Source organism: Actinoplanes sp. NPDC048791 (assembly GCF_040650095.1).
Classification (GTDB): domain Bacteria; phylum Actinomycetota; class Actinomycetes; order Mycobacteriales; family Micromonosporaceae; genus Actinoplanes.
This window is the reverse complement of record NZ_JBEZGQ010001039.1, coordinates 1-2,837: the sequence shown is the minus strand read 5'-3', so window position 1 is coordinate 2,837 and position 2,837 is coordinate 1. Positions and strand designations below refer to the sequence as shown.

Annotated in this window: 2 protein-coding genes and 1 pseudogene; all 3 read left to right on the top strand. The window is 71.8% G+C overall.

The genetic code is table 11. The annotated features are described in order from the left end of the window. A pseudogene (locus AB0C29_RS41775) lies at nucleotides 1-969 on the top strand (ATP-binding protein); the annotation flags it as partial. 203 nt (nucleotides 970-1,172) lie between these two features. Next, nucleotides 1,173-2,117 (top strand): NADP-dependent oxidoreductase, encoded by a 945-nt coding sequence (locus AB0C29_RS41770; protein ID WP_360832886.1) that lies wholly within the window; start codon nucleotides 1,173-1,175, stop codon nucleotides 2,115-2,117. Between the two features lie 81 nt (nucleotides 2,118-2,198). After that, complete coding sequence (locus AB0C29_RS41765; RefSeq protein ID WP_360832883.1) at nucleotides 2,199-2,699, top strand: cupin domain-containing protein; 501 nt, start codon at nucleotides 2,199-2,201, stop codon at nucleotides 2,697-2,699. Nucleotides 2,700-2,837: the final 138 nt, after the last annotated feature.

The window sequence follows — 2,837 nt, the reverse complement described above, 5'->3', positions numbered from 1 at the left end:
CCGCACCCCCAGGTCGAGGACGCCCCGCTGCACCCGGCCGACGTGCCCGCCGTGCTGCGCATGGCGCAGGAATCGGAGGGGCCGGCAGCGGCGGCGGTGGTCGCGCACTGGGCGCGCCGGCGGCCCCAGGGCTTCCGCGTCTACCGGTACGCCGGTTCGCCGGCACCCGTTGCGTTCGTGGCGTTCCTGCAGCTGGAGGCGCCGCTGTCGGAGGACCGGGCGGCGGACCCGGTCATCGCGGCGCTGTGGGATTTCGTGGACAAGGTCGCCCCGCTCGGGCCGGATGAGCATCTGAGCGTCCGGCGCTTCGCGATGCAGTCCGGCCGGGCCGGGCGGCCGTCACCGTTCCTGGATCTCATCGGACGGCGCGCCGTGGCCGCCGATCTGAGGGCCCGCGGACGCGCGATGAGCTTCGCGGTCGTCGAGGACGCCGAGCGGGTCCGCGGCTACCTCACCAGCGCCGGGTTGCAGGAGGTCGTGGCCACGGACGTCGGCGGGCGGGAGCAGCACGTCTTCGGCCGGGACTGGCGGCGGCAGCCGGTCGAGCAGTGGGTGCGGGACCGGGCCCGCACCGGGGTCGTGCCCGAGGCCGGCTGGACCGACGCGACGTCCGCCGACGGCGACCTGTCCCGGGAGGCGCTGGCCGAGGCCGTGGGCGAGGCGCTGCGCACGTGGCACGTGCCGCGGGAGTTCGCGACCAGCGTGTTGCTGCACACGCGACTCGTGCCCCGGGGTTCGACCGATCCGGTGGCGGACCTGCGTGGCACCGTCATGGCCGCGGTCGACGCGCTGCCGGTCGATCCGGCGGGCGTGAAGGCGTACGAGGCGCTCACCGCGACGTACCTCTCGGCCTCGCGTACCCACCAGGCGGCCGCCAGGCGATTGGGCGTGCCGTACGGCACGTACCGGCGGCAGCTCGGCCTGGCCAAGGAGCGGCTCGTCGAGCACCTGTTGCGCCGGCTGGCCTGACCATCCTCACCTGCGTGGGCACTGCTGAGCAGCAGTGAGCACCGCGGGCCGTGGCGTTCGGGCCGGCGCGTGGCACAGGGTGGTCGGGCAGGGGATGTCCTGTCGGCTGGGTCACGTCTCACTCTCTTGCTTCGAATTCGAAGCACAGCTATGGTCGGGGAGTGCTTCGAAATTGAAGCAATTGCGGAAGGTGAGGATCGGCCATGAAGGCAGTGCGTTTCCACGAGTTCGGCGGCCCCGACGTCCTGCGGTACGAGGACGCCGACCAGCCCGTCCCCGGCGCCGGGCAGGTCCGGCTGCGGGTGGCCGCGACCAGTTTCAACGGCATCGACGCGAACATCCGCGGCGGCAACATGCAGGGCCCGATCCCCGTCGCCCTGCCGCACACCCCGGGCATCGACGTGGCCGGCACCGTCGATGCCCTCGGCGAAGGCGTCGACACCGTCGCGGTCGGTGACCAGGTGATCGGCTTCCTGCCCATGACCGGCATCGGCGCCTCCGCCGAATACGTGATCGCGCCCGCCGAGGTTCTGGCGGCGGCGCCCACGACCGTGCCGCTGGCCGACGCCGCCGCACTGCCGGTCGTCGGCCTGACCGCCTGGCAGGCGCTGTTCGAGCACGCCAAGCTGACCGCCGGACAACGCGTGCTGATCAACGGCGCCGGCGGAGCGGTCGGCGACTACGCCGTCCAGCTGGCCAAGAGCGCCGGCGCCCACGTCATCGCGGTGGCCGGTCCGCACAGCATCCGGCGGGTCGAGGCGGCCGGTGCCGACCAGGTCATCGACCACACCGGCGCCGACGTCACCGCCGGGGTCACCGAGCCGGTCGACGTCGTGCTCAACCTCGCCCCGGTCGACCCCGCGCAGCTCGGCGCACTCGTCACCGTCATCCGCGACGGCGGCACCCTGGTGAACACGACCGTGTGGATGCCCGCGCCCTCCGACGACAAGCGCGGCGTGGCGGGGATCAACCTGTTCGTCCGCAGCGACACCGATCAGCTCGCGCAGCTGGCCGGCCAGGTCGACGCGGGCCGGCTGCACATCGACATCGCCGAGCGGGTCCCGCTGGCCGACCTGCCCGCCCTGCACGCCCGGGCCGCCACCGGCGCACTGCCGAGCGGCAAAGTCACCGTCACGGTGGCCGCCTGAGATGGGCCAGACGATCAAGCTGCTGATCATCGCACGATGCGTGCAGATGATCGAAGCAGAACCGGCAACGAGAGGCCAGCGATGATTCCCGACGACGATCCGGCCCGGTCGCTGACCGTGGCGAATCCTGACGACCCGGCAACCACGTTCGTGTCCCTGGTGGGCAACACGTACGCCATGCTGATCACCGGCGAGCAGACCGACGGCCGGTACTGCCTGATCGACATGCGCGTACCCGACGGCGGCGGCCCGCCGCCGCACCGGCACGACTTCGAGGAGATGTTCACGATCCTCGAAGGAGAGATCGAGTTCACCTTCCGCGGCGAGAAGCACCTGGTGAAGGCCGGCTCCACGATCAACATCCCGGCCAACGCGCCGCACAACTTCCGCAACAGCTCCGGCGCGCCGGCCCGGATGCTGTGCATGTGCACCCCGGCCGGGCAGGAGGAGTACTTCACCAAGGTCGGCACGATCGTCGCCGGCTGGGACGCGCCGCCGCCGCAGCTGTCGGCCGACGAGCTCGCCGACCAGCGCCGCCGGGCCGGGGAACTGGCCGGGACCTACCGCAGCGAGTTCCTCTGACCCCGCTGGGGATCTGGTTTACCGGGGCGATCCGGGGCACCCTTCGGTTATCCCGCCACCTCGGGCCGGGTAGCACAGTTATCTCCATCAAGACTGTGGAAACTCACGTGTCGAACGTTCTGCGCAAGCTGCAGATGT